The following is a 23,581-nucleotide window of genomic DNA, read 5'->3' as shown; positions in this document are numbered from 1 at the left end:
GAGGGTTCCTTCGGGGTGATGGGCGGGCGGGTGCCGGACGAATGCGCCGGCTGCGAGGTGCGCCGAGGGCTCAGGCGCCCCAGCCGGCCTGCTCGCCGCCGACCCGGTCGGCAGCGATGCGCTCCTGGTTGCCGGAGGCGAGGTAGGCGGCGAACGGGTCGCGGGCGAGGCCGAGCTCTTCGCGTACGTCCGCGAGCAGGGGCCGTACGTCGGTGTTGTACGCGTCCATCAGCGCGCCGTTGGCGGCGAGGACGTCGCCGGAGCGCTGCGCGGCGGCCAGCGCCTCGACATCGATCAGCAGCGCCTTCGCGGTCGCTTCCTGCACATTGGTGACCGAGCGGATGACTGCCGGGATCTTGGCCTCGATGTTGTGGCACTGGTCGAGCATGAAGTTGACGTTGGTCTCGGGCTTCATGCCGCCGTTCTTGACCACTTCGTGCATGATCCGGAAGAGCTGGAACGGATCGGCGGCGCCCGCCATCAGGTCGTCGTCCGCGTAGAAGCGGGAGTTGAAGTCGAACGCCCCGAGCTTCCCCTCGCGCAGCAGGAACGCCACGATGAACTCGATGTTGGTCCCCGGGGCGTGGTGTCCGGTGTCCACGACGACCTGGGCCTTCGGGCCGAGCTTGAGGCAATGGGCGTACGAGGTGCCCCAGTCGGGCACGTCCGTGGTGTAGAACGCGGGCTCGAAGAGCTTGTACTCCAGCAGCATCCGTTGGTCGTCGCCGAGGCGCTCGTAGACCTCGGCGAGTGCCTCGGCCAGCCGGTCCTGACGGCCCGAAATATCGTCCTGACCGGGGTAGTTGGTGCCGTCCGAGAACCACAGCTTCAGGTCGGGCGATCCGGTGGCATCCATGATGTCGACGCATTCGAGCAGGTGGTCGGTGGCCTTGCGGCGGACCTTGGGGTCCGGGTGGGTGACCGAGCCCAGCTTGAAGTCGTCGTCCTGGAACACATTGGAGTTGATGGCGCCGATCCGCAGCCCGAGCCCTTCGGCGTACCGGGTCAGTGCCGCGTAGTCCTCGACCCTGTCCCACGGAATGTGCAGCGACACCTTCGGGGCGACCCCGGTGAAGCTGTTCACCTGCGCCGCGTCCGCAAGTTTCTCGAACGGGTCGCGCGGGACTCCGGGCTGGGCGAAGACCTTGAAACGGGTCCCGGAGTTGCCGTAGCCCCAGGACGGCGTCTCGATGACCTGAGACTTCAGGGCTGCCTTGACGGCCGACACATCAGACATGAACACCTCGTAATCAGAGTCATCCGGCGACCGGTCAGGATCGGGGATGTGAATCGTTTCATCCGGAACGTACGCTAGGTTTGGCCGATGCTGCTAGTCAAGCAGCTAGTCAAGTTTTGTAGCGATTGAATCAATTCACCGAAAGCGCTTGCTTTCCTTGCGGTTGACAGGTGACCAAAAGGTCACATATTTTGGATTCATGGACGCGGTGTTCAAAGCCCTGGCAGACCCGACGCGGCGCAGCCTGCTCGACGAGCTGTTCCGTGACGACGGGCAGACACTGAGTGCGTTGGAAGCCCGCTTCGAGATCACGCGGTTCGCGGTGATGAAGCACCTCAAGCTGCTGGAGGCGGCGGGCCTGGTCGTCACCAGGCGGCGAGGCCGGGAGAAGCTCCACTTCCTGAACCCGGTGCCCATCCGGCTCGTCCACGACCGGTGGGTGAGCAAGTATGCGGAGCCCTGGGCCGCAGGGCTCAGCGGCCTCAAGAGCCGACTGGAGAATCCCATGGAGAAGATCTTCGAGATCTACATCCGCACCACTCCCGAGCGCCTCTGGGAAGCCATCACGGACCCCGAGATCAGGAGCAAGTACAACTTCGGTGCCCGTGTCACCTCCGACTGGACGCCGGGATCACGTTTCGAGATGGGCGCCCCGGGCGCCCCCGGCCCGCTCGGCGAGGGGCAGAACCTCGAGGTCGACCCGCCGCGCAAGCTGGTCCAGAGCATGGTGGCGCTCTGGAGCGAGGAAGTGAGGAACGAGGGGCCGACCCGCATCACCTGGGAGATCGAGCCCGTCGGTGACTCCTGCCGGCTGACCGTCACCCATGACGAGCTGCGCGACGGCGCCAACGACGAGCTCTACGGCGGTTGGCCGATGATCCTCTCCGGCCTGAAGACCTGGCTCGAGACGGGTGAGCTGCTCACCACGCCGGGCTCCCTGCTGTACACGGGCAACAGCTGAAACCGTTCAATTCGCCGGCACGCTGGATGCCGCGCTCGCCGGCACGGGAGCGCGGCATCCAGTGCGAGCCGCAGTGGTTCAGCGGCCGGACGAACCGGTCAGGCTCGGCTGGAGCGCCCGCACGAGAGCGAAGAGCCTGTCCTCGTTGCCCGAGAGGCCCGCGCTCCGCAGCGCCTCGTCGGCCTCCTCGATCGGGGAGGCGAGCAGCGGCATGTACAGCGGGGCGTCCGTCGGGTCCGCGAGCGCGGCGCGGGTGGCCGCAAGTAGCCGGACGTACGCCTGGGCCGCGGCGATCTCGTCATTGCGCATCTCAGCATCTCCTGGTCAGAGGTGTCGGACCGTCAAGCATCCCCCATGGGTCTGACAATGCCCGCCGAGCAGGCCGGATCAGGTCCGGACGCCCCGTGTGCGACGGTCTGCGGCCGGTGGTTCGACCTCCAGGAAACGCCGTCGGCGCGGACCGCGGTACGACAGAGCTGTCCAGCCCAGGCGCGACAGCACGGTGGCGCACCCGGCCAGCGCGCGCTCCTCCTCATGGGCGGCACCGCTGCCGGGCGGGCCCACCCACTCCACCCGTACGGAGCCGGGGGACTCGCCCTCGCACACCCGGTACCCCGTGGCCGTACGCTCCCCGGACGCTCCGACCGCCGATGCGGCTACTTCCGCGGCCTCCAGTGCCAGTGCCACCGCGCGGACCGGCCGGAGCAGCTCCCACTGGGCGGGTACACGCTCGGGATCCGCGTGTCCCGTATTGGTCAGCCGCCGGATCTGCAGCATCCCTTCGAACGCGGTGCGCACCGCGCCGGCCCGCTCGCGAGCAGGTCCGGACAGCGCCGGCCCGTCCCCGGTGAGAGGCTCGAACGCGGTCTCCCGCGAGGTGCCCATATACGAATCCCCTTCGCCGGTGCGTTGCGGTGCAGTGCTCTGCGGTCCAGTGTGCGCCGGCCCACCGACAACGGCGGCTGAGCCGGGAGTTGTCAGGGATCGATAGGCTCGGCATACCCGCCCGTTCCCCCGGAGGAATCACGTACTGTGCCCGACCATGAATCAACCGGCGTTCCGGCCACCGAGCGGGAGGACCTGCGTGCCGACTGCGCCAACTGCTTCGGCCTCTGCTGCGTCGCGCTGACGCTGACAGCGTCCGCGGACTTCGCGATCAACAAGGACGCCGGGGAGCCCTGCCGCAATCTGCAGGACGACTTCCGCTGCGGCATTCACACGCAACTGCGGCCCAAGGGGTTCTCCGGCTGCACGGTGTACGACTGTTTCGGCGCCGGCCAGAAGGTATCCCAGGAAACCTACGACGGCAGGGACTGGCGGGCCTCTCCGGACACCGCCCAGCAGATGTTCCAGGTCTTCCCCGTGATGCGCCGACTCCACGAGCTGCTCTGGTATCTCACCGAAGCCCTCGCCCTCCCTGCCGCAGGCCCCCTGCACACGGAGCTCCGCAGAGCCCTCGACAGCACGGAGCGCCTCACCCGCGGCTCGGCCGAAGTCCTCGCGGAACTCGACGTGTCGGCACACCGCGACGAGGTCGCGTCGTTGCTGCTGCGCACCAGCGAGCTCGCACGCGCCGTCGTGCCCCGGCGCAAGAAGCGCAACCACCGGGGTGCCGACCTCATCGGGTCCCGCATGCGGGGCGCCGATCTGCGGGGGGCGGATCTGCGTGGGGCCTACCTCATCGCGGCAGACCTGAGCGGGGCCGACCTGCGGCTCGCCGACCTGATCGGCGCGGACTTCCGTGACGCCGAACTGTCCGGCGCAGACCTCAGCGGGGCGCTGTTCCTCACCCAGGCCCAGCTCAACGCGGCGAAGGGCGACACCGCCACACGGCTTCCGCCGTCCTTGACGCGGCCCGCACACTGGTCCGGCCAGGGCACAGGACAGGCCTGAACACCCTTGTGATTGCCGCCCCGCCCGGGTCACGCGGGGCGGGGGCCGTCCTCCCCGTGTCCGGCGGCAGCCGCATCGTCCTGCTCCAGTGCCGCCTTCAGCCGTTCCAGCGTGGTGCGGATGTTGCCACGCTGGAACTCGGCGAACGTCTGCCCGCGCGTCGCGATCCGGTCGAATGTGTTGGCGAGCAGGTCCGGCCATGCCCGGCGGTCGTCCGTCCATATCTCCGTGACCCGGGTGGAGCCTTCGACCGCCTCGAAGCGGTACTCCCACGTCGCGATCGGCCCGCGCAGCCGTGGCCGCTTGGCCCCGATCGCGTGAACACGGAACGCGAACCGCTCGCCCTCATCGGCGGCTGTGACCGTGCACTTCGTCGTCCAGCGGAACGCGCCGCGCTTGTTGCGGCCCTCGAAGACCATGCCCACGTGGGCGCCCCGGTGTTCCCCGAGCACCGTCGCGCCCCGGTTCTCCGGGCTCCAGCGCCCCATCGCAGTGGGGTCGCTGAGCTGTTCGTACACGGCCGAGGGGGCCGCGTCGATCACGATGCTGTCCGACACGGACATGGTGCGGGGCATGGGGGACTCCTTGTCCACGGCCGTCCTGGGACACCTGCCGCAGGCCGGGCGGATCGCGGGCGAACGGATGGGGTTGGTCGTTCGTCGGACAGTGTGGCCTACACGCGGAACCGACCGGGACACCGGACCCGATGTGACTCGTAGCGATAGGTGTCACTGCGCAGCGGTATCCGTCACGGGCCGTCGGTAGTCGCCAATTCATGTGGTGTGACTCTGCGGGCCAACTGTCGCGTCAGCATGGAATCCGTCGTCCAGGGCGGGCTATGACCCAAAATGATGAGCCGGGACACGCTAGTGGAACCTGGCCAGGCGTATGGGAACTACCGGAGACGGGTCGCGGTCCGGACAAGGTCGGCGACGGCTCTGGACCGACTGTGCGGCGGCCAGGCGATCACGGTGGTGACTTTCGGCGCGTCCAGCACGGGCACGGCGGCGAGGTCACCGTGCAGTTGAGCTCGGCACGACTCCGGTGAGACAGCGCAAGCACGGCCGAGCGCGACGAGCTGCAACAACTGCGCGTGGTCGCGGACCTGCGGGCCGGGGCCGGGCGGGTAGGTGCCGTCGGGGTCGGGCCAGCGTGGCAGGGGCAGGCCGGGCAGCCCGGTGATGTCGGCCATGTGCACATGGGGCTGGACGGTGAGCGGATGCCCGGCCGGCAGGACCACGACCTGGCCCTCCGTGCTGAGTTCTTCGGTGTGGAGCCCGGCCGTCGAGTCGAACGGCCGGTGCAGTAGCGCCACGTCGGCCCGGCCCTCGCGCAGAAGCCGTTCCTGCTCGGCGGGGCCGCACAGGATGACGTCGACGGGGACCGCGCCGGGCTCGGCGGCGTACGCGTCCAGCAGTTGCGCCAGCAGTTCGCGGGACGCGCTGGCCTTCGTGACCAGGACCAGGCCGGGACGGCCGGTCGAGGTGAGGGCGGCGCGGCGGGTCCGGCGCTCGGCCGCTTCGACCGCGTCGAGGGCCGCCTGGCCCTCGGCCAGCAGCACCGAGCCGGCTTCGGTCAGCGTGACGGTGCGGCTGGTCCGATCCAGCAGCGCTACCCCGAGTCGGCGTTCGAGCTGCTGGATCGCCCGTGACAGAGGGGGCTGTGCGATCCCGAGCCGCTGCGCGGCGCGCCCGAAGTGCAACTCTTCGGCGACAGCGATGAAGTAGCGCAGTTCCCTGGTCTCCATCCGGCCAGGGTACTCCCGATCAATACCCGGAAGGTATCGTTGCCCACCCAATCGGTCTTGGACCCCCGCAGGGGTCCGAGAGCAGCATGGTCCCCATGAGCGAACGAACGATTGCGCTGGTCACCGGCGCAAACAAGGGAATCGGCTACGAGATCGCCGCAGGCCTGGGCGCCCTGGGCTGGAGCGTCGGCGTCGGCGCCCGCGACGATCAGCGCCGCAAGGCCGCGGTGGAGGGACTGCGCGCGGCCGGCGTCGACGCGTTCGGCGTACCGCTGGACGTGACCGACGACGCGAGCGCGACAGCCGCCGCACGGCTGATCGAGGAACAGGCCGGGCGCCTCGACGTGCTCGTCAACAACGCCGCCATCACAGGCGGCATGCCCCAGGAGCCCACCCGCGTCGACACCGCCACCATCCGCACGGTCGTGGAGACCAACGTCATCGGCGTCATCCGCGTCACCAACGCGATGATGCCGCTGCTGCGCCGCTCTGCTTCACCGCGGATCGTGAACATGTCCAGCAGTGTCGGCTCCCTCACCCGGCAGTCAGGGACCGCTGGTGAGCTGACCACAGGTCCAGTGGCCGTGGCGTACTCGCCGTCGAAGACGTTCCTGAATGCCGTCACCCTCCAGTACGCCCGGGAGCTGAGCGGCACGAACATCCTGATCAACGCAGGCTGCCCCGGCTACGTCGCGACCGACCTCAACGGCTTCCGGGGCGTGCGCACCCCCGAACAGGGCGCGGCCATCGCCATCAAACTCGCGACCCTGCCCGACGACGGCCCGACGGGCCAGTTCTTCGAGGACGCCGGCGTGGTGCCCTGGTGAAGTGCACGGCGGTCATCACCCGCGCAGCCACCAGGGTGAGGCCGCTTGGCCCGCGCGTCTCGAGCAGGTTCATCGACTGTCGGCCGCCCCGGCCGACGCTCCGGTGTTCGGGCCAACGCTCCGCCGTACGAAGCCTCTGGTGGTGACGGTTCTCCTGGTCGAAAACCCACCTACCAGGGGCTTTGTCCGTCCGTCCGGCCAACTGGCCATCCCACAGCGGAGATTGGCGACGGGTCACAGTACGACTGGCCGCTGCGCCGGCCGGTGAACCTACGTATTCGATTACGTAGTTCTACTGGCGCCCCGGGAAGGCAGCGTTGGGAGACTCACCCCATGAGCTTCCTGACGGAACCCTGGTGTCACGTCGGGGAGCTTGCTGACTCCCTACTGGGCAACCGTCCAACGGGTAGCGAACGCTGTCTGGTCAACAAAGCCCGCCTGAACATTGGAGAGTCCTCCGTTGGTTTCCAAGATTCGTATCCTTCTGGGCATGCTCGCGCTCCTGGCGCTGGCCCTCGGCGCCATCGCCCTGCTCGCGGCCATGAAAGCCGATGCCACCTGGTTCACGGTCGTTCCTCTCGGCATCCTCGTCATCGGCGCGTCCGTCGTCCAGTCGCTCGGATGGTTCAACAAAAAGGGCAGGTGACTGGCCTGGCGGCTCGCAGGGCACACAGCTTCTCCTGCGGCGCCCGGCTCGCCGGAATCCCGGCGACTTCCGGGCCCCGGTGGCGCCGCCTTGCGGACGGCTTCGTGCGGAGATCTCTGCACGCTAGGGTGCCGCGGTGACCTGGACCGAGCGTGTGGTTGAGCGGGAGGGCGTACGCCTTGTATGCCGGGACTGGGGCGGGGAAGGGCCAGGGCTGGTGCTGTTGCACGGGCTGGCCGGCCACGCAGGCGAATGGGATGCTCTGGCAGGCCGCCTGAGATCGGTGCATCGGGTGGTCGCCGTCGACCAACGCGGTCAAGGTGCCAGCGACCGATTCCCTTCTGACGTCTCCAGGGATGCCTTCGTCGAAGACGTCGTCGCCGTGGCAGACCAGCTGGGCCTGGGGCGCGTTGTGCTTGTCGGACAGTCGATGGGCGGACACGCCGCCATCCTGGCTGCCGCGAGGCATCCTGATGTGGTCCGTGCGCTGGTGGCCATCGAAGCCGACGTGAGCGGCCCCGACCCCGAATGGCCGACACAGGTCCGCCGGTGGCTCGACTCGTGGCCCGACTCCTTTCCCTCGCGCGATGCCGCGGTCCAGTTTTTCGGCGGGGGAGCGATCGGCATGGGCTGGGCGGACGGCCTGGAGGAACGCGATGGGCAATGGTGGCCCCGATTCGACCGGACGTGATGGTCCAGTCCGTGGCGGACGCTGCCCAGCACTCCTTCTCGCACGAGTGGGAGCGCGTCACCTGCCCCACTCTGCTCATACTGGCGCAGTCGAGCTTCATCTCGCCCGCACGGGTCGACGAACTGATGCGCCGCCGCGTCCCGACCGTGTCCGTCACTGTGCGCGAGGCCCGTCATGACCTGCACCTGGAGCAACCCGACATCGTGTACGGCCTGGTCTCCCCATTTCTCGCCGGCCTGTCCACGTAGAGACGCGCCGGGACCTTGGCTGGTGCGGCCGCGTTCAGCCGGCCTTCTGTTGGATTGATCTCAGCGTCGCCAACTCAGCACCAGCATGCTCAGCACCAAGTGCGCGTCCGGAAAGAGGACTTGACTTCGAGTGCGCTCAAAATGGTGGAATCCCCGGCATGCCCGCACCGGGCTGCGGCAAGGACGACGAGGGGGAGCCAACCATGAGTGGATCACCGGTCACGCTGATCACCGGCGGCGGCAGCGGAATCGGCGCCGCGACAGCCCGCCGGCTGCTGGAACGGGGCCACCGGGTGGCCGTCACCGGGCGCAGCGAGGACCGGCTCAGTCGTTTCGCCGAGGAACTCGGCAAGCCCGACGCGCTGTTGACGCTCACCGGCGACGCGGCCGACCACGAAGCGGTTCAGTCCGCCGTCGACGGGACGGTCGACCGGTTCGGAAGGCTGGACGCCGTCGTCGCCAATGCGGGATTCGCCACCCACGACACATTGGCGGACGGCGACCCCGAGGCCTGGCGGGAGATGGTCCTCACCAACGTCCTGGGACCTGCCCTGCTGATCAGGGCCGCGCTCCCGGCGCTCAAGGAGACGCGGGGACGCATCGTTCTGGTGGGCAGCGTCGCCGGGTTCGTCCACACCCCGGGAAACATCTACGGGGCGACCAAATGGGCGGTCACCGGGTTGGCCGAGAACACCCGGCGGATGGTGACGGGCGACGGTGTGGGCGTGACCCTGGTCGCGCCGGGTCGTGTGGACACCCCGTTCTGGGACGGCCTCGGCAGCCTGCCCGAAGGGCATCTGCTGACGGCCGACCAGATCGCCGACTCCATCGTGTGGGCCATGAGCCGGCCCGAGGGTGTCGACGTCAACAACGTCATCATCCGGCCGATCGGCCAGCCCGTCTGACGACAACCCCGTGCCGCGCCCCCGAATCAGGGAGCGCGGCTCGGGACCGGGGCGAAGGCTCAGGCGCGCCACTCCGCGGTTCGTTCCGGGGACGCGTCCGCCAGTGCCTTCAGGATGGCGTCCGCGTCGCCCCGGTTCCCGTAGACCGGTGTTCCCGGCTGCTGGCGCCACGACTCGTCCAGATCGCCGGTGTCCACGGTGTCGAAGCCCAGCTCGGAGATGAGCTCCCGTACCGCCTGCTTGGCGGACGGGTCGTCACCGGAGACCGGGAGCGCCTGGCGTCCGGGGGTCCCCAGGGGGAGTCCCCTGTCGAGGATGTCCTGGGCGTACGTGCCGTTGAAGGCCTTGATCACCGGGTGGCCGATCTGCTGTTCGGTCCACCGGCTCTCCGTCAGACCGTCCTCGATGGCGGCGATCCGTCCGTCACGCTGCGGGTAGTAGTTGCCGGTGTCGATGACAGCGGCGCCGGGTGCGGCCCCGTCGATGAGCCCGGCGGGCAGGTCCGGGACTTTGCCGAGAGGGACGGTCACCACGACGATCTGGGCGTCGTGCGCCGCCTGTGCCGCTGCGACCGCGGTGGCACCCGTCTCGTCGACGAGCGCCTGGAGAGTGTGGGGTCCGCGAGAGTTCGCGACGGACACGTCGTGCCCGAGCTCGGTAAGACGCCGCGTCAGGTTGCCGCCGATGTTGCCAGCCCCGATGATGCCGATCTTCATGGATCCGACCTTCCGATGCCTGCTGCCTTGGGTGAGAACGTCTCGCGGGACCACCAACCCCGTTCGGGCGGCGACTATTCCGACCGCTCCGAATCGGTTCTGCGGGCAGGCGGGCGGATGGAACCCGTACACGCGGGCACGCATGGGAGGAGAACCGGAACCGCAATGCCCCATGTGGAGGTGACGCCTGTGCTGCACGGCGTCGATGTCAGTTCCCACCAGACGTCCTTCGATACGGATGGTCTGGACTTCGTCTTCATAAAGGCGACCGAAGGCCGTTCGTACATCAATCCGCGCCTCGCCGGCCAGGCGGCACGCGCCAGGGGAGCCGAGTGCGTAGTCGGCTTCTATCACTTCCTGTGGCCGGGAAACGTCAAGGAACAGGCGGCGTACTTCGTCGCCGGTGCGCCGGAGAAAGCCGGTGATCTACTGGCCGTCGACTGGGAGACGACCGGCGAGGGTACGCATGCGAGCAACGCGGACAAGGACCGCTTCATCCGTGAGGTGAAGCGCCTGCGGCCGGACCACCGCGTCCTGCTGTACTGCAATCGATCCTTCTGGCTGAATCACGACACGACCTCGTACGCGGGCGACGGTCTCTGGATCGCCGACTACGTAACGGCGGGAAAGCCCCGGATCGAAGCGTCCTGGCGCATTCATCAGTACACCGACCGGCCGCTTGACAAGAACGTGGCCGCCTTCTCCTCGCGCACGGCGTTGCGGGCCTGGGCCAAGGGCTGAGCACCTTCCGTTCGAGGGACTCTCCGGGGGAGGTCACCCCGCCGTCTGCCCGCAGTCCGTGCGTCAACAAGGGCGTCGTGGCCGTCGGCCAATGGAGTGTCCTTTGCCAGCCACTGGTGCAGTGCGGACAGGGATGTACCGCAGTACCGCCACGGGGGAGTCCATCCTGGTCGCCGAGTCCGCAACCGGCCGTCGACCGAAGGAGTGCCGCAGTGACGACGAGGGGCCCCGCAGAATCGGTGGAAGCCGATACCGCCTTTCAGGACGAGTTGCCCGTACGGCGGAAGCAGCCGGGGAATGTGGTCATCAAGTGGCTGACCACCACTGACCACAAGACGATCGGCACGATGTACCTGCTCACGTCGTTCGCCTTTTTCCTCATCGGCGGTGTTCTGGCACTCGTGATGCGTGCCGAGCTGGCCCGGCCGGGTAATCAGATCGTGTCGAACGAGCAGTTCAACCAGGCGTTCACGATGCACGGCACGATCATGCTGCTGATGTTCGCGACGCCGCTGTTCGCAGGGTTCGCGAACTGGATCATGCCGCTGCAGATCGGCGCGCCCGATGTGGCGTTCCCGCGGCTGAACATGTTCGCGTACTGGCTGTACCTCTTCGGCTCGACCATCGCGGTGGCCGGGTTCATCACCCCGCAGGGCGCGGCAGACTTCGGCTGGTTCGCCTATTCCCCGCTCACCGATGCGGTGTACTCGCCCGGTATCGGGTCCGATCTGTGGATCATGGGGCTGGCCTTCTCCGGCTTCGGCACGATCCTGGGCTCGGTCAACTTCATCACCACGATCATCTGCATGCGCGCCCCCGGCATGACGATGTTCCGCATGCCGATCTTCGTATGGAACGTCCTTCTCACCGGTGTTCTGGTCCTGCTGGCATTCCCCGTCCTGGCGGGCGCCCTGCTCGCCCTCGAGGTCGACCGGAAATTCGGTGCGCACATCTTCGACGCGGCCAATGGTGGCGCATTGCTCTGGCAGCACCTCTTCTGGTTCTTCGGCCATCCAGAGGTGTACATCATCGCCCTGCCGTTCTTCGGAATCGTCTCCGAGATCTTCCCGGTGTTCAGCCGGAAGCCGATGTTCGGCTACATCGGTCTCATCGCGGCCACGATCTCCATCGCCGGCCTCTCCGCGACGGTGTGGGCGCACCACATGTACGTCACGGGCGGTGTGCTGTTGCCGTTCTTCTCGTTCATGACATTCCTCATCGCGGTACCGACCGGTGTGAAGTTCTTCAACTGGATCGGCACGATGTGGAAGGGATCCCTGTCCTTCGAGACCCCGATGCTCTGGTCGGTCGGCTTCCTCGTCACCTTCCTCTTCGGCGGCCTCACGGGTGTCATCCTGGCCTCGCCGCCCCTGGACTTCCACGTCTCCGACTCGTATTTCGTGGTGGCGCACTTCCATTACGTCGTCTTCGGCACCGTGGTCTTCGCGATGTTCGCCGGATTCCACTTCTGGTGGCCGAAGTTCACCGGCAAGATGCTGGACGAGCGGCTCGGAAAGATGAGCTTCTGGACGCTGTTCGTGGGCTTCCACGGCACGTTCCTGGTGCAGCACTGGCTCGGCGCGGAAGGTATGCCCCGTCGTTACGCGGACTACCTCGCGGCGGACGGCTTCACCGCGCTCAACACGATCTCGACGATCGCCTCCTTCCTGCTCGGCCTGTCGGTGCTGCCCTTCCTCTACAACGTGTGGAAGACCGCGAAGTACGGCAAGAAGATCGAGGTCGACGACCCGTGGGGCTACGGCCGTTCGCTCGAATGGGCCACGTCCTGCCCGCCCCCGCGGCACAACTTCCTCACGCTTCCCCGGATCCGTTCCGAATCGCCCGCGTTCGACCTGCACCACCCCGCGGTCCGCGCACTCGAAGAAGTGGTCAACCGCCCCGCGGACTCGGCGACGGTGGCGCCCGGGGACAAGCAGGCATGAGGCGGAGCCCGAACAACGGCCGGACGAGAGGAGGACTGCGTGGAACCGGACAAGGACAGCGCCCGGGGCCTTGCCCAGATGGAGGGCTACCTGCTGTGGAACGCCGAAGTCGAGGAGGCCAGGCGAGGAGCTTCCCGCTTCACCGAGCAGTTGCCCTGGCTGACCACCGCCCAGTTGGAGGACGTCGAGCGGGTCTACGTCGCCGACCGAGTGGCCCTCTCCCGGCAGTCGCTCCTGAGGATCGCCGACCGCGCAGGCGAACTCCGCGGTGAGTACACCGCACGGTACGAGCGGCTCAGGGCCCGCTGTGTGGCAGCGTCCGTCGTGGCTGTCGGCGCGGCGAGCGGTACCTGCACGGCCCTCACACTGATCAGCCGGTGACCGCGGCCCCGGGCGCTCGGCGCAGCACCCGGGGCAACGGCCGCGGTCAGTGACGCACCAGACAGAACGGATGCCCTGCCGGATCGGCGAACACGCGCCAGCTCCGAGAGGCGGGCCGGTCGTTCAGCACGGTCGCGCCGAGCGCGAGCACCTGCTCCTGGGCGTGGTCCAGGTCGGGGACGCCGAAGTCCAGATGGGACTGCTGCGGGTGCTCGGGATCCGGCCACTGGGGCGGGCGGTACGGATCGACCCGCTGGAACGCGAGCACGAACCCGGCCGGTGCATGGACGGTCGCCCAGCCCTCGCCGTTCTCCCACCGAGGATCGGGCTGGTTCACCCTGCCGCCCAGCACAGCCCCGTAGAAGTCCGCGAGCACGACGGGGTCGGGACAGTCCAGCACCACACACTGCAGTTCGGCGATCATGGTCCGCATCCTACGAGCAGGCCCGAAAACCCTGGACGTGTCGTGCCCGGCCCCTGACAGGATGCCGGGATGAATGATCACCGGCGTACCGAACCCTCCAGAACGGCCGACGACCGCACTTCCCTCACCGGCTTCCTGCAGTACCAGCGCGAGACGCTGGAACTGAAGTGCGCCGGACTGACCACGGATCAGCTGCGGCACCGGGCGGTCGAACCGTCCGGCCTGTCCCTCATCGGACTGGTCCGGCACACCGCCGAGGTCGAGCGGATATGGTTCCAGGCCGTGTGGAACGGCGAGGACCCCGAGGCCTACTGGCCGGGTACCGCCAACGGCACCTTCGCCGAGTTCGACAGCGATCAGGCCGACCCCGTCGAGGCGTTCACCGTCTGGCGCACCGCCTGCGCGCGGTCCCGCGAGATCGTGGACGCCGCCGAGTCGCTCGACGCCACCGTGAAGTGGCGCGACGAGCTGTTCTCGCTCCGGTACATCCTCACCCACATGATCGAGGAGTACGCCCGGCACAACGGTCATGCCGACCTGCTCAGGGAGCGGATCGACGGCTCCACCGGGGAATGAGTGAACGCCGACGACCCCCGGGCGCACGGCCGTTGATCAGGCCGCAGAGCCCACCGGGCGCTGCGCGGGCCACGCCCGGTCGAGCGCGGACAGTTGCGCGGCGAGCTGCTCGGCGTGCGAGGCGGGAAGTCCGCCGGCGCGGTGCCCCAGCTGCACCGCGCAGGCAGTCGTCGTGTCGATGAGCTGCTCCAGGGCACTGGCCACGTCCCCGGATCCGGCCGTGTGCCGGGCCACCGCCGGAAGTTCGGCCGCCGACAGGTCGATGGCTGTGCGTGCCGCGGCCAGCGACCGGTAGGCGTCGCGCCGCAGCGCGTCACGCCCGTTGTGGTCCTCCGGAGCACCCAGTACGTGTCGCAGGTACCGGTGCGCCGCGCCCACCGCGCTGTCGAGTGCGGCCCGGACCCTGTGGCCCCGGCTGCCGGGCAGCGGGAGGTGGCCGACGAGCAGCACCGTCGCGCAGGCGAGGAAGGACTCGACGACCCGGCCCCAGGCGGCCGGCGGTTCGCCGCCCAGGAGGACGAGCGCGAGCACGAGTACGGTCACCACCGCCGTCTGCACCGCGAAATGCCGGGTCGCGACGGGAAGCAGCGCACCGCAGAGCGCGACCACTGCGACCAGGGTGAAGGGACCGGGCAGCAGCAGGGCCAGTACACCGAAGACGGCGGCACCGACGACGGTGCCCACGGCCCGGCACACCACCCGCGATGCCAGCGGCCCCAGATCGGGCTTGACCAGGAACACGGTCGTGGCAGGCAGCCAGTACCAGTGCTCGTGATGCAGGGCCTGCGCCACGACCGTGCTCGCCACGCAGCACAGGGCGACCCGTACCCCGTACTCACGTCCCGCGGCACTCCACGCCCCGCTCAGGGCGGAGAGGTACGAACGCCCCTTCCGGGTGCGCACCGGAGCCCCCGCCGGGCAGTCGAAGGCCGTCGCCGCCCGCAGGATCGCATCGTCCAGCGCCCGCAGCGCGGCATCGGTGCGCGCCGGGGCCGACAGCGCACCGCAGGAGCCGCCCGTACGCACCGCGTCGGCCAGCCGACGCGGACCGTCCACGATTCCGGCGGGCAGCGATACCCCCGCCCAGGCCAGCGCGGTCGCGGCCTCCGCGAGCGGCAGAGCCGCGGCGTACTGGGCGTGCAGCCTGCGCTCGGCCGACGAACTCGCCCGCCGACGCAGCCTCGGCCCCGTCAGCGCGTCCTGCGCATGGTCGAGGGCCGCGCTCAGCGCAGCGCGCCGGGCGAGAGCCTCCGGGCCGCCCGCAGCCTCCAGAAGCCCGGCCACCGCCCCGTACACCGCGGCAACGGCCTCCCGCTCCCCGTCGAGGCGGTACGGACCGCCGGCCGGCCGGACGGGTGACGGCAGGACCAGACGGAGCAGGATGAGCCACCCCGCACCGGCCAGGAACAGCAGGGCACGCTGCGGACCCGGCTCGGGCAACGGCATGCCGGCCCCGATCACAGCCGCGACCAGCAGCTGCGTGCCGCACGCGGACGCGACCGGACCCGTCGCGCTGACCGCTCCAGCGACCAGCCCCAGCACCCCGAGCAGGAGCGGCAGAACGACGATGGAGGGGCCGGCTCCCGCGGCGGCCGCGGCCATGGTGCCCAGCAGCAGACCTGCCGAACCCGCCAGGGCAGGGATCCCGAGCCGGGAGACCGAGGCGCGCCGGCTGCCGGGACGGTCGTTGATCCCGGCCAGCATCGCCCCCAGCGCTGCCGGTATCCCGGCCGTCGGCCGATCGGCGAGAACCGTCGCGAGCAGCGGGGCCACGGCCAGCGACCCCCTCAGGACCGCGTTCCACGGGACCGGCCCCCGCTGCGCCCGCAGCACATGGGCGAGCCACGGGGGGAGGGGAGGGAAGGTGGAGAGAATGGCAGGTGTGAACACCGGGCTCCTGTCCGCGCAGGGGATCAGCAGATCGCCGGGGGACACCTTCGGCCTGGGCGCCTCCCCAGCGTAGATCCTTTACGTGGAGGGGGTGCTACCTGCTCGTTTCCGGAACATGACGGCCTGCCGGACGTGCGACCTCACAGGGCGGCCCCGAAGTTCTGCGTCCACACAGGGCCGCCGGAGGAGTCGACACGGCCGACCCCGATCTCCTTGAACGCGCAGTTGAGGATGTTCGCCCGGTGGCCGGGGCTGTTCATCCAGGAGTCCATCACCGCGGCCGGAGAGCTCTGCCCCTTCGCGATGTTCTCGCCGTAGGTGCTCCAGCGGTAGCCCGCCGCCGTAATGCGGTCACCCGGGTCCGAGCCGTCGGGGGAGGTGTGCGAGAAGTAGTCGCGCGACACCATGTCGGCGGAATGCCGTGACGCCGCCGTCGCCAGCTTGCTGTTGCTGCGGACCGCCGCGCAGCCCTCCTTCGCCCGCTCGGCGTTGACCAGGGCCGTGACCTCCTCGGCGGCCGAGGACGGCGGTGGGTCAGCGGGCTTCGGCGCCGGTGCGGCCGGAGGCTTCGAGGACGGTGCACGCGTGCTCGGAGCGGCCTTGGGGGTGGGGGACGCACTCTTCTTCTTCGTCCGGGAAGGCGACGGAGAGGGCGACGCGGAGGACGGTGAGGGGGAAGGCGAAGCGGACAGCGATTCCGGCGCGGCCAGCGAGGGGGAGGAGCCGGCCTGAGGTGCGACAGCCGTGGCCGGGCCTTCGTCCTCCCCGTCCGTGTAGAGGTGCACCGCAGTGCCCCCTCCGCCCAGGACCATCACCGCCACCAGCCCCGCCGTGACGGTGTTGCGACGGCGGCGCCGCACCTGACCCCGTCGCCGCTCGGCACGCCCCGGACCGGAGAGATGGGTGGCTCCGGCCACCGGAAGGATGTCCGTACCGGCCATGGACGCTCCCGCGGCTGACGCCGCCAGGGGAACGAGAGCCAGGCCCACCAGCAGGCCCTCCGCCGGCACCATGCCCGACCCGTGCCCCGAGCACACCGTGCACTCACGCGCGTGGCGGGCCATACGCTTGCGCCAGAGAGCGGACGGCACCCCGTCCCACCCGGCGGTGAGGTCCTCCAGCAGGATGCAGCGCGGGCGCGCGGCCAGCGCGCGCACCACCACCCTGGCCCCTTCCAGCTGGGCCTTCATCCGCTGTACGCGTACCGCGGTGTGCTGCGGGGAGAGTTCGAGCGCAGCGGCGACCTCGGCCCGGGACAACTCGCCTGCCGTCTCCAGCCACCACAGCGAGAGCAGCGCGCGGTCGTCCTCGTCCAGCCAGCGAGTGGCCTCGGCGGCCTCGCGCCGCTGGCCGGTCAGACCGAGGCGGACGATGGTCAGCTCGACGAAATCGGCGCCGGGATCGACGACGTCGTACGCGTCCTCCATCCGGTCGGCGGATATGTCCCCGGTTCTTCGCTCACGCCAGTGTCCCCGTATCTGGTTCATGGTGATGGCCACGAACCACGAACGGAAGCTCCCCGGGGAGCGGAGCGAGGGGAGACCGTTGAGCATGCGCAGCACGCTCTCCTGCACCACGTCGTCGACGTCCGCGTGGCCGTTCAGAGCACGGCCGACAATGTTGTAGACCAGCGGCAGGTACGACGCGACGAGTTGGTCCTGGGCCTGCTGGTCCCCTTGTTGCGCCGCCTTGATCAACGCCGTCTCGCGTGCCTCGCCCATGGTGTGCTCACTCTTCCGGGATCCTGTTCCGTCACTGCCCACACTCGGGAGACGGCGTGCGGCGGGGACGATAACAGGAATCCCGGGTCCGGTCTTCCGAGCTTCTTCCCCGCAGCGTCCGGCCGCGGCGCGGCACAGCGCACGCCGGACCGGGTGGCACGAACGTGTCACCCGGTCCGGCGTGCGGATATGAGTGGTGCGGAAGGGGCCGGCGGGGCGGTCGGCGTTCTCTCGTCAGGTTCGGGGCGGGTTGTCCTTGTCACGGTCGGCGCCGAGCTGGTCCTTGAGCTTGTCCTGGCCGGTGTCGACCTGGCTGCGGTACTTCCCCTGGGTCTTGCCGTCGACCGTGTCACCCGCCTTGTCGACGCCCTTGCCGGCCTGGTCCTCGTGCCCCTTCAACATCTTCTTGATCTTGTCCATGGCGGACATGGCTGCTCTCCTCCGGTCGGCGTCCCCCTCCCATCAAGGGTCACCGCACATCGCGGCGACCGCATCCGCGGGAGGCGCCCGGACGCTCTTCACACGCCGGACCCGGTCCGGACGTGTGAAGAGCGCCTGGGTGGGCACATACCGGGTTACCAGGAGGAGGTGGTGGCAGTGGGCCGCATCCAGATCGTCCGTCGTCCGCCGCCCCCCACGGGGCCGCCCCCGCTGGACCTGCGCACCCCGTCCGGCCGGACCCTGCCCTACTGAGGAGCGCTCCGGTCGTTCACTCCCTGCCGTAGCGGTGTCCCGAAGGTGCACTGTGTGAGGGTTTCGCCATGAGCATTCCCGGACAGCCGTCGGCCGACCTGCAGTCGGACCGGCCGCACTCCGCCCGCGTGTGGAACTACCTGCTCGGAGGCAAGGACAACTACCCGGCCGACGCGGCGGTGGGCGAGATGATTCTGCGCATGTTTCCCGACATTGCAGGTATCGCCCGTGACCAGCGCGCCTTCCTGGCCCGCGCGGTCCGATTCCTGGCCGGCGAGGCGGGAGTCCGCCAGTTCCTCGACATCGGCACGGGGCTGCCCACGGCGAACAGCACGCACGAGGTCGCCCAGTGGATGGCTCCCGAGTCCCGCATCGTGTACGTCGACAACGACCCGCTCGTCCTGACGCACGCCCGCGCGCTGCTGACCAGCACGCCCGAAGGTGCCTGCGCGTACATCGACGCCGATGTGCGCGACACGGGCCACATCCTCCAAGAGGCCGCCCGGACCCTGGATCCGGGCCGGCCCATCGGCCTCACCCTGCTCGGCATCATGGGCCAGCTGCCCGACGAGGAGGACCCGTGGGCGCTCGTCGACCGCTTGCTGGCAGGACTGCCGTCCGGGAGCTATCTGGCGCTCGCCGACGGCACCGACACGAGCGACTCGCTGAACAGCGCCATCGAGGCCTACAACGCGAACTCGGCGAGCTCCTACCATCTGCGCAGTCCCGCACGCATCGCCGACTTCTTCCAAGGGCTGGACGTGGTCGAACCGGGCATCGTCAGGACGTCGGCATGGCGCCCCGACCCCGGTCAGGACCGGCCGGACTCCCCACGGAGCCACGCCGTCAGCGGTGTCGGACGCAAGGCCTGAGCCGCAGGGCGGCACAGGGTCGGCGCGGCCGGGCGGAGCGTAAGCTCCCGAGTCATGATCGATCATTCGTCGAACCCCGGTACGGCGGGCACCTTCCCGCAGCGGAACTGGGCAGGGAACATCACCTTCGGGGCCCGGCAGCTGCGCACACCCGTCACCGTTGCCGAGCTCCAGAGCATCGTCGCCGCCGGGAGCGCGGTACGGGCGCTGGGCACCGGCCATTCCTTCAACACGGTCGCCGACACCGACGGCGACCTGATATCCGTAGCCGGGCTGCCCCGCTCGATCGAGATCGACAGCAAGGCCGGCACCGCGACGGTGAGCGCGGGGCTGCGCTTCGGCGAACTCACCGAGACGCTGCACCGAAGCGGATTCGCCCTGCACAACCTGGGCTCGCTGCCCCACATCTCGGTCGCCGGCGCCTGTGCGACGGGCACCCACGGCTCCGGCGTGGGCAATCGTTCCCTCGCGGGTGCGGTGCGCGCACTGGAGCTCGTCACGGCGGACGGCACCATGGTGACGCTGCGCAGGGGGGACCCCGAGTTCGCGGGCGCCGTGGTCTCCCTCGGCGCACTGGGGATCGTGACCCGGGTGACGCTGGACCTCGTGCCCGCGTTCGACATCCAGCAATGGGTGTACGAGGGGCTTCCCCAGGAACAGCTGCTCGGCCGCTTCGACGAGGTGATGGCCGAGGCCTACAGCGTGAGCCTCTTCACCCGCTGGCGGGACGGACCGATCGACCAGGTGTGGCTCAAGCAGCGGGTGACCGGGGACGGACCCTGTGCTGCGGCGCCGCCCCAGTGGCTCGGCGCTACGCTCGCGGACGGGCCGCGCCACCCCGTCCCCGGCATGCCGGCGAAGCACTGCACGCCGCAGCAGGGCGACCCCGGCCCCTGGCACGCCCGGCTTCCCCACTTCCGGCTCGAATTCACCCCGAGCAACGGAGAGGAACTCCAGTCGGAGTACTTCGTCGCCCGGCAGGACGCGGTGGCGGCCTACGAAGCACTGGACCGCATCCGGGAGCGCATCGCGCCGCTCCTGCAGATCGCTGAGATCCGCACGGTGGCCGCAGACGACCTGTGGCTGAGCCCCGCCCAGGGCACCGACTCCGTGGCCTTCCACTTCACCTGGGTACCCGACACGGCGGCGGTCACGCCCGTCCTGGCGGCGATCGAGGAAGCACTGGCTCCGTTCGGGGCCAGGCCGCACTGGGGCAAGGTGTTCACCACCCCTCCGGGAACGCTGCGCACCCTGTACAGCCACTACGCAGACTTCGAGCGGCTCGCCCATCGGTTCGACCCCACGGGCACCTTCCGCAACGAGTTCCTCGCACACCACTTCCCCCGTACTGGCAACGGCAACGGCAACGGCAACGGCAACGGCGGCGCCGAGGCGGGCTGAGCACGAGCGGAGGCCCCGCAGAGGTCAGAGAGAGCCGGGCCATTCGTCCGGCCCGGCCGGTCGGCGTCGCGCCGGATGCGGCGAGAGTTCCTCCACCAGGGCGGCGAGCTCATCGCACGCCAGTTCCGTCTCGTGGCGGATGTTGTTGTGTTCCGCCACGATCGCGGACAGGAGCAGCGCGGTGAGCGCCACGCAGACGTTGAGGATCGCGAGGTTGAGCATGATCTCGAGCCAGGAGTGACTCTCGAAGGGCCCCACCCGGTCGGTTCCGGAAATGATCGCCATGACGGAAATCAGGAGGGCGCACGGGGCGCTGCCGGCCAGCTGGAAGCGCAGCGAGGCCCAGACGAGCGGCGGGAACACGAGATAGATCATGGACAGCGGACTCCTCGTGGCGACCACCGCAAGCACCACCGTGGCCACTGCCAGTGCCACGGGCTCCGCCCACCGGTCGCCACGCTGCGGCATGCGTGCCGTACGCAGGACGAGCAGCAGCGGAGTGACCATGAGCACCCCCATGGTGTCGCCGGCCCACCAGGCCGACCAGACGGGCCAGAACTTCCCCGACGGGAGATCCCCGTTGAGCAGCAGGACCCCGGCACCGATGGTCGCACTGATGAGCATGCTGCCCATGGCGCCCAGGAAGACGAGGACGACGCCGTCGCGCAGGCGGTCCAGCTCCTTGCGGAACCCCACCGCGCGGAGCACGAGACAGGAACACACGGGGGCCAGCGTGCTGCCTGCCGCGATGGCGGTGCTCGAGAGGCCGAGTTCGCCGCTGATCGAGACGACGCTGAGCAGTGATCCGACCGCGATCGCGGGCCAGACCCGGATACCCAGGTACAGCAGGGCGGCCACGGCGATGCCCGTAGGGGGCCAGAGCGGTGAGACGACGGCGCCGTTCACGGTCACCTGCCTGAACAGACCGAGCTGTCCGGACCCGTAGTAGGCGGCGGTGATGCCCAGCATCTGCAGGGCGACCAGGGCCCGACGTCTCGATTCCTCGCTGCGGATCACGCATCTCATCAGACACCGCCCGGGACGGCAGGCGGCCGTGACACGCGCGACCCGGCCCCTACGTCACCTGGCGCCTGCCGGGGGAGGCTCGTGACGCAGGACGAGGACGGCCACATCGTCCTCGTGACCGGTGAGGGCCCCTGCCTGGAGCACCCTGTCGGCCAGTTCCTCGGCGGTGGCCCCGGCGTGGGAGCTCACCAGACGCCTGACCCGCTCCAGGCCGTCCCCGATCGACAGCGAAGGTCCTTCGACGACCCCGTCGGTGACGAGGACGAAGGAGCCGTCGGCCGCCAGCGTGCGCCGCGTAACCGGATAGTGCTGGCGGGCCTCGATACCCAGGGGGAGCCCTCCCGCGTCCGCCGTGATCCCCGACCGGCCGTCGGCGGTGGCCCACACACTGGCCACATGGCCGGCCCGCGCGCTCTGGAGGTCCCCGGTCAGGGGATCCAGCCGCAAGAACGAGCAGGTGGCGAAGAGGGTGGAGTCCACCGAGAGAATCAGGTCGTTCGTCCGCTCCATGACCTCGCCCGGATCACTGGCGGAGAGGGCGATGGCGCGCATGGCGATGCGTATCTGCCCCATGAAGGCCGCCGCCTCGACGTCGTGACCCTGGACATCCCCTATCGCCAGTCCGAGCGATCCGTCCGGGAGCAGGAACGCGTCGTACCAGTCGCCGCCGATGTCCAGCCCGTCGCGGGCGGGGGCATATCGGGCGGCGATCTGAAGCCCCGGCAGCGAGGGCAGCGCAGCAGGCAGCATCTTGCGCTGCAGGGCGCCGGCCAGCTCGACTCGCGCCTGATGCAGCTCCACCTCCTGCCGGGCACGGGCAGTCAGGTGCTGCAGTGTGCTGAGCAGGTCCTCGGCGCTCGCTGATCTGGGAGTTCGACGCCGGTTCATGGGCCGCTCCGCGGTGCGTTAGTACGTGCATCCTATTTCGGCGGGATGACTCCTGCGACCGCTGCGGTTCCGGCGCGAGGGCGACGGGCGCGTCTCAGTCGTTCCGGCTCAGGGCGGTTGTGAGCCGTCCGAGAGTCTCCTGCAGGGCGAGGATCTCCTGGACCGACATGCCCGTGGCTCCGAGGATCGTGCGCGGAACGGGCAGCGCGCGCTCGCGCAGCGCGGTTCCCGCCCCGGTGAGGTGGACGGTGACCGACCGTTCGTCCTCCGGACTGCGTTCGCGCTTCACGAGCCCGGCAGTCTCCAGCCTCTTCAGCAGCGGGGACAGTGTTCCGGAGTCCAGGTGCAGCCGCTCACCGATCGTCTTGACCGGGAGTGGGCCGTGCTCCCACAGGACCATCATCGCGAGGTACTGGGGGTAGGTGAGCCCGAGTTCCCTGAGGGCTTCGCGATAGACGCCGCCGAAGGCGCGGGAGGCGGCCTGGAGCGAGAAGCAGACCTGGTGGTCCAGCCGGAGGAGCTCGGAGTCCGGCAGGTCCGTCAGGTCGGGAGCGGCGATCGGCGGTGGCGTCATGAGTCCAGAGTAACCTGCCGCCCATCATTGAGTTGTGCACAATTAAGTTATGTGCAATTCTCTTGGAGGTGACCGGCCCGCGGTCGCCGTAGTACGAGAGAAGGTCATTTCATGGACGCGCTGTACACCGCTGTCGCCACCGCGAACGGCCGCGAAGGCCGGGCAGTGAGTTCGGACGGCCAGATCGACCTCGGCCTCGCCCTGCCGCCGGCCCTCGGGGGCAACGGGAAGGGCACCAACCCGGAGCAGCTCTTCGCCGCCGGATACGCGGCCTGCTTCGCCAGCGCGATGAGCTCGGTCGGCCGCGAGATGAAGCTCGACACCAAGGACGTCTCCGTGACGGCCGAGGTGTCGATCGGGAAGGACGACACGGGCTTCGGCCTCGCGGTCGTCATGCGCGTCGAGCTGCCGGAGGCTCTCGAGGGCGAGACCGGCCGCCGGCTGGTCGAGGCCACGCACGCCTTCTGCCCGTACTCCAAGGCCACCCGCGGAAACATAGAGGTCGAACTCGTCATCGAGTAACGGACCCGGACCGCACCGGCTCCGCGCGCGCCGCCGCCCCTCGACCGCATGTGCGGCC

27 protein-coding genes are annotated in these 23,581 nt (G+C 69.4%); 14 read left to right on the top strand and 13 right to left on the bottom strand.

The window, feature by feature from the left end; all coding sequences use genetic code 11:
* Nucleotides 1-70: 70 nt before the first annotated feature.
* Nucleotides 71-1,237, bottom strand: a complete 1,167-nt coding sequence (rhaI, locus tag ACFQ6X_RS27415; protein WP_329204332.1) for an L-rhamnose isomerase — start codon at nucleotides 1,235-1,237, stop codon at nucleotides 71-73.
* 199 nt (nucleotides 1,238-1,436) lie between these two features.
* Here rhaI and ACFQ6X_RS27410 point away from each other — a divergent pair, with 199 nt between their 5' ends.
* A complete protein-coding gene (locus ACFQ6X_RS27410; RefSeq protein ID WP_383185170.1) occupies nucleotides 1,437-2,198 on the top strand; it encodes an ArsR/SmtB family transcription factor in 762 nt (253 codons plus the stop codon).
* 78 nt (nucleotides 2,199-2,276) lie between these two features.
* On the opposite strand, the gene ACFQ6X_RS27405 is transcribed toward ACFQ6X_RS27410, so the two are convergent.
* Nucleotides 2,277-2,507 (bottom strand): hypothetical protein, encoded by a 231-nt coding sequence (locus tag ACFQ6X_RS27405; RefSeq protein WP_383185169.1) that lies wholly within the window; start codon nucleotides 2,505-2,507, stop codon nucleotides 2,277-2,279.
* Between the two features lie 78 nt (nucleotides 2,508-2,585).
* Nucleotides 2,586-3,083: a hypothetical protein gene (locus ACFQ6X_RS27400; RefSeq protein WP_383185168.1), complete on the bottom strand. Its 498-nt coding sequence runs from the start codon at nucleotides 3,081-3,083 to the stop codon at nucleotides 2,586-2,588.
* A 147-nt stretch (nucleotides 3,084-3,230) separates the two neighbouring features.
* Between ACFQ6X_RS27400 and ACFQ6X_RS27395 the strand changes: the two genes are divergently transcribed.
* Nucleotides 3,231-4,091 (top strand): pentapeptide repeat-containing protein, encoded by an 861-nt coding sequence (locus tag ACFQ6X_RS27395; protein ID WP_383185167.1) that lies wholly within the window; start codon nucleotides 3,231-3,233, stop codon nucleotides 4,089-4,091.
* A 29-nt stretch (nucleotides 4,092-4,120) separates the two neighbouring features.
* Here the strand turns inward: ACFQ6X_RS27395 and ACFQ6X_RS27390 are convergent, their stop codons facing one another.
* Both ACFQ6X_RS27390 and ACFQ6X_RS27385 read right to left on the bottom strand, forming a co-directional pair.
* The gene (locus ACFQ6X_RS27390; RefSeq protein WP_383185166.1) at nucleotides 4,121-4,666 is read right to left on the bottom strand and encodes an SRPBCC family protein; all 546 of its coding nucleotides are present in this window, start codon (nucleotides 4,664-4,666) and stop codon (nucleotides 4,121-4,123) included.
* A 320-nt stretch (nucleotides 4,667-4,986) separates the two neighbouring features.
* On the bottom strand, nucleotides 4,987-5,838 hold the full coding sequence (locus ACFQ6X_RS27385) for a LysR family transcriptional regulator (protein WP_383185165.1): 852 nt from the start codon (nucleotides 5,836-5,838) through the stop codon (nucleotides 4,987-4,989).
* A 95-nt stretch (nucleotides 5,839-5,933) separates the two neighbouring features.
* On the opposite strand from ACFQ6X_RS27385, the gene ACFQ6X_RS27380 reads away from it, so the two are divergent.
* The 5 genes from ACFQ6X_RS27380 (at nucleotide 5,934) to ACFQ6X_RS27360 (ending at nucleotide 9,155) form a co-directional block, all read left to right on the top strand.
* Nucleotides 5,934-6,665, top strand: coding sequence for an SDR family NAD(P)-dependent oxidoreductase (locus ACFQ6X_RS27380; RefSeq protein ID WP_351181773.1), 732 nt, complete (start codon nucleotides 5,934-5,936; stop codon nucleotides 6,663-6,665).
* A gap of 490 nt (nucleotides 6,666-7,155) precedes the next feature.
* Nucleotides 7,156-7,311, top strand: a complete 156-nt coding sequence (locus tag ACFQ6X_RS27375) for a hypothetical protein (protein WP_383185164.1) — start codon at nucleotides 7,156-7,158, stop codon at nucleotides 7,309-7,311.
* 136 nt (nucleotides 7,312-7,447) lie between these two features.
* Nucleotides 7,448-8,002 (top strand): alpha/beta fold hydrolase, encoded by a 555-nt coding sequence (locus tag ACFQ6X_RS27370; protein WP_383185163.1) that lies wholly within the window; start codon nucleotides 7,448-7,450, stop codon nucleotides 8,000-8,002.
* Nucleotides 7,975-8,250, top strand: coding sequence for an alpha/beta fold hydrolase (locus ACFQ6X_RS27365; RefSeq protein ID WP_383185305.1), 276 nt, complete (start codon nucleotides 7,975-7,977; stop codon nucleotides 8,248-8,250). The genes ACFQ6X_RS27370 and ACFQ6X_RS27365 overlap by 28 nt, the downstream gene beginning before the upstream one ends.
* Nucleotides 8,251-8,453: 203 nt before the next feature.
* Nucleotides 8,454-9,155 carry an SDR family oxidoreductase gene (locus tag ACFQ6X_RS27360; RefSeq protein ID WP_383185162.1) on the top strand — a complete coding sequence of 234 codons (702 nt, stop codon included), beginning with the start codon at nucleotides 8,454-8,456 and terminating at the stop codon, nucleotides 9,153-9,155.
* A 59-nt stretch (nucleotides 9,156-9,214) separates the two neighbouring features.
* Here ACFQ6X_RS27360 and ACFQ6X_RS27355 read toward each other — a convergent pair whose 3' ends face one another.
* The gene (locus tag ACFQ6X_RS27355) at nucleotides 9,215-10,015 is read right to left on the bottom strand and encodes an NADPH-dependent F420 reductase (protein WP_383185161.1); all 801 of its coding nucleotides are present in this window, start codon (nucleotides 10,013-10,015) and stop codon (nucleotides 9,215-9,217) included.
* A gap of 45 nt (nucleotides 10,016-10,060) precedes the next feature.
* Between ACFQ6X_RS27355 and ACFQ6X_RS27350 the strand changes: the two genes are divergently transcribed.
* From ACFQ6X_RS27350 to ACFQ6X_RS27340, 3 genes are all read left to right on the top strand, one after another.
* Nucleotides 10,061-10,612 (top strand): GH25 family lysozyme, encoded by a 552-nt coding sequence (locus ACFQ6X_RS27350; RefSeq protein WP_383185297.1) that lies wholly within the window; start codon nucleotides 10,061-10,063, stop codon nucleotides 10,610-10,612.
* A gap of 212 nt (nucleotides 10,613-10,824) precedes the next feature.
* Entirely contained in the window at nucleotides 10,825-12,555 is a 1,731-nt protein-coding gene (ctaD, locus tag ACFQ6X_RS27345) for a cytochrome c oxidase subunit I (RefSeq protein WP_383185160.1), read from the top strand.
* A gap of 39 nt (nucleotides 12,556-12,594) precedes the next feature.
* The gene (locus ACFQ6X_RS27340; RefSeq protein ID WP_383185159.1) at nucleotides 12,595-12,936 is read left to right on the top strand and encodes a hypothetical protein; all 342 of its coding nucleotides are present in this window, start codon (nucleotides 12,595-12,597) and stop codon (nucleotides 12,934-12,936) included.
* A 46-nt stretch (nucleotides 12,937-12,982) separates the two neighbouring features.
* Here ACFQ6X_RS27340 and ACFQ6X_RS27335 read toward each other — a convergent pair whose 3' ends face one another.
* A complete protein-coding gene (locus ACFQ6X_RS27335) occupies nucleotides 12,983-13,360 on the bottom strand; it encodes a VOC family protein (RefSeq protein WP_383185158.1) in 378 nt (125 codons plus the stop codon).
* 69 nt (nucleotides 13,361-13,429) lie between these two features.
* Here ACFQ6X_RS27335 and ACFQ6X_RS27330 point away from each other — a divergent pair, with 69 nt between their 5' ends.
* Nucleotides 13,430-13,936 (top strand): DinB family protein, encoded by a 507-nt coding sequence (locus ACFQ6X_RS27330; RefSeq protein ID WP_383185157.1) that lies wholly within the window; start codon nucleotides 13,430-13,432, stop codon nucleotides 13,934-13,936.
* Between the two features lie 36 nt (nucleotides 13,937-13,972).
* Here ACFQ6X_RS27330 and ACFQ6X_RS27325 read toward each other — a convergent pair whose 3' ends face one another.
* The 3 genes from ACFQ6X_RS27325 to ACFQ6X_RS27315 all read right to left on the bottom strand — a co-directional run bounded on the left by ACFQ6X_RS27325 (nucleotide 13,973) and on the right by ACFQ6X_RS27315 (nucleotide 17,976).
* Nucleotides 13,973-15,826, bottom strand: a complete 1,854-nt coding sequence (locus ACFQ6X_RS27325; RefSeq protein ID WP_383185156.1) for an FUSC family protein — start codon at nucleotides 15,824-15,826, stop codon at nucleotides 13,973-13,975.
* A gap of 140 nt (nucleotides 15,827-15,966) precedes the next feature.
* On the bottom strand, nucleotides 15,967-17,547 hold the full coding sequence (locus tag ACFQ6X_RS27320; protein WP_383185155.1) for a sigma-70 family RNA polymerase sigma factor: 1,581 nt from the start codon (nucleotides 17,545-17,547) through the stop codon (nucleotides 15,967-15,969).
* 234 nt (nucleotides 17,548-17,781) lie between these two features.
* On the bottom strand, nucleotides 17,782-17,976 hold the full coding sequence (locus ACFQ6X_RS27315; RefSeq protein WP_383185154.1) for an antitoxin: 195 nt from the start codon (nucleotides 17,974-17,976) through the stop codon (nucleotides 17,782-17,784).
* A gap of 332 nt (nucleotides 17,977-18,308) precedes the next feature.
* On the opposite strand from ACFQ6X_RS27315, the gene ACFQ6X_RS27310 reads away from it, so the two are divergent.
* Both ACFQ6X_RS27310 and ACFQ6X_RS27305 read left to right on the top strand, forming a co-directional pair.
* Nucleotides 18,309-19,112 (top strand): SAM-dependent methyltransferase, encoded by an 804-nt coding sequence (locus ACFQ6X_RS27310; protein ID WP_383185153.1) that lies wholly within the window; start codon nucleotides 18,309-18,311, stop codon nucleotides 19,110-19,112.
* A gap of 54 nt (nucleotides 19,113-19,166) precedes the next feature.
* On the top strand, nucleotides 19,167-20,513 hold the full coding sequence (locus ACFQ6X_RS27305; RefSeq protein ID WP_383185152.1) for an FAD-binding protein: 1,347 nt from the start codon (nucleotides 19,167-19,169) through the stop codon (nucleotides 20,511-20,513).
* A 24-nt stretch (nucleotides 20,514-20,537) separates the two neighbouring features.
* On the opposite strand, the gene ACFQ6X_RS27300 is transcribed toward ACFQ6X_RS27305, so the two are convergent.
* The 3 genes from ACFQ6X_RS27300 to ACFQ6X_RS27290 form a co-directional block, all read right to left on the bottom strand.
* Nucleotides 20,538-21,530, bottom strand: a complete 993-nt coding sequence (locus ACFQ6X_RS27300; RefSeq protein WP_383185151.1) for an MASE1 domain-containing protein — start codon at nucleotides 21,528-21,530, stop codon at nucleotides 20,538-20,540.
* 63 nt (nucleotides 21,531-21,593) lie between these two features.
* Nucleotides 21,594-22,427, bottom strand: coding sequence for a PP2C family protein-serine/threonine phosphatase (locus ACFQ6X_RS27295; protein ID WP_383185150.1), 834 nt, complete (start codon nucleotides 22,425-22,427; stop codon nucleotides 21,594-21,596).
* Nucleotides 22,428-22,521: 94 nt separating this feature from the next.
* Nucleotides 22,522-23,001, bottom strand: coding sequence for a MarR family winged helix-turn-helix transcriptional regulator (locus ACFQ6X_RS27290; RefSeq protein ID WP_383185149.1), 480 nt, complete (start codon nucleotides 22,999-23,001; stop codon nucleotides 22,522-22,524).
* Nucleotides 23,002-23,112: 111 nt separating this feature from the next.
* Here ACFQ6X_RS27290 and ACFQ6X_RS27285 point away from each other — a divergent pair, with 111 nt between their 5' ends.
* On the top strand, nucleotides 23,113-23,523 hold the full coding sequence (locus ACFQ6X_RS27285) for an organic hydroperoxide resistance protein (protein WP_329204310.1): 411 nt from the start codon (nucleotides 23,113-23,115) through the stop codon (nucleotides 23,521-23,523).
* Nucleotides 23,524-23,581: the final 58 nt, after the last annotated feature.

The organism is Streptomyces sp. NPDC056452 (genome assembly GCF_042796085.1).
GTDB lineage: Bacteria > Actinomycetota > Actinomycetes > Streptomycetales > Streptomycetaceae > Streptomyces.
This window is presented reverse-complemented; position numbering and strand designations above follow the sequence as displayed.